Annotated in this window: 1 pseudogene; it reads right to left on the reverse strand. The window is 40.9% G+C overall.

Annotation, left to right across the window (positions count from 1 at the left end):
* Nucleotides 1-408: pseudogene (locus BCT81_RS10335) on the reverse strand (flagellin B); the annotation flags it as partial.
* Nucleotides 409-1,258: the final 850 nt, after the last annotated feature.

Here is a 1,258-nt window from a genome sequence, read left to right on the forward strand (position 1 = left end):
CTTGTTACCACCAAAAGAGGTTGTTTCAGCGATACGGTTAAGTTCTGTGTTAAGAGCTGATACTTCTTCTTGGATAGCAACACGCTCAGACTTGCTGTTTGAACCGTTTGCAGATTGAAGAGAAAGGTCACGCATACGTTGCAGAATGTTGGTTGACTCATTCATCGCACCTTCAGCTGTCTGTGCAATAGAGATACCGTCATTCGCATTTTTCACAGCCATATCTAGGCCGCGGCTTTGTGACGTTAAGCGGTTAGAGATTTGTAAGCCTGCAGCATCATCTTTTGCGCTATTGATTTTATAGCCAGAAGACAAACGCTCCATTGATTTTTGAGTACCTTCAGCCGCGTTATTTAGGTAACGCTGAGCCGTCATTGCAGACACGTTAGTGCTTACATTAATCGCCATAGTTGATCTCCTTTAGGCATTTTTTAATGCACTCATGTGACTCTCACCTCACACAAATACATATCAATTTGTTTACGCACCACTGTCTCTCTCACCTTACATTGGTACATATCATTTCTCTCAATCCCTTTAACGGCGCCTCAATTAGAAGCTTTAATAAAAAATGTGTTTTTTTTCGCATTATTTTCAATAACAAAGAAAAGTGTGATCGCCATTCAATTAATAGGGCGACATTCGCTAAAGTTGCCCCGTTATTTAAGTTAATGAGCGTGGTGTTGAATATAAAATCAGAAGAGATCCCTGATATCTCGTTCTACTCGATTCTGGGATGACGAATTACTGTTTTAGTCCTTTGCACAACTTATTCCCTAGGTAACCCAATATTTCTTATAGTGGCAAACAAAAACTAAAGAAATCACTTCCTCAAAAAACTAGATTCCTGATACCTCGTTCTACTCAGTTCTGGAATGACGGCTAATTACCTCACCGACTTACAGATAGCTCTTCATTTCTGATAGTGGTAAACCAAAACTAAAAAATCACCTCCTCTAAAAGCTAGATTTCTGCTATCTCACTCCACTCGGTTCTGGAATGACGATAAAATATTTGTTCTAAATGAGTCGTTACTTACTCTAGCCATGTGTATTGCTAATAAAGAAATGCTGGGATCATCATCGTCCGGTTCCCGTCATTCCCTACAGGGAGGGACGACCGTGATAGGGAATCTCGCTTATCATCCACGATCCAAATTAGGCATACCCCCATACACTTTTACAAACCGCAGAAAGCAAAAACCCAGCCGAAGCTGGGTTTGTTTAGCGCTCATCTCTCACCACGAGCTAATTTGTGG

This window comes from Vibrio sp. 10N.261.52.A1 (genome assembly GCF_002876325.1).
Lineage (GTDB): Bacteria > Pseudomonadota > Gammaproteobacteria > Enterobacterales > Vibrionaceae > Vibrio > Vibrio chagasii.